The sequence below is a fragment of the Staphylococcus sp. EG-SA-2 genome, assembly GCF_017152085.1.
Genome location: NZ_JACYHC010000096.1, coordinates 1 through 555, shown reverse-complemented (window position 1 = coordinate 555; position 555 = coordinate 1). Strand labels below are relative to the sequence as shown.

Annotated in this window: 1 protein-coding gene; it reads right to left on the bottom strand. The window is 35.9% G+C overall.

Annotated features, from left to right (window positions below):
* A partial coding sequence (locus tag IDG60_RS00795) for a molybdopterin-dependent oxidoreductase (RefSeq protein ID WP_206160376.1) occupies positions 1-555 on the bottom strand: 555 nt, incomplete at both ends.

Genomic DNA, 555 nt, shown 5'->3' with positions numbered 1-555 from the left:
TTGCTTCTTCAGCAAAAGCCATTGTAAATGTTTCTAATGATTTGTAATATTCATCAAAATCATCTACCCACTCATCAATAAATGCTTTATCGTGTAAATCATGATCAATAATATACTTAGTCACTGCGCTTAACCACGCTAAATCCGTACCTGGTTTCGGTTGATAAAAACGATCCGCACGTTCAGCCATTTCATGTTTTCTAATATCAAACACATGTATTTTTTGTCCAAATAATTTTTGAGCACGTTTCATGCGTGATGCAATAACTGGGTGTGCTTCGGCTGTATTGGTACCTATCAATACAGACATTGCCGCTTTTTCTAGATCTTCAATACTACCTGAGTCACCGCCGTGTCCAACCGTTCTAAATAAGCCTTTTGTTGCAGGTGCTTGGCAATATCTTGAACAGTTATCAACGTTATTTGTTCCAATAACTTGTCTTGCTAATTTTTGCATTAAATACGATTCTTCATTCGTCGCTTTAGAAGAAGAAATGAATGATAGTGCATCTGGGCCATACTTTTCTTTAATAGATGTAAAATTATCTGCAATGA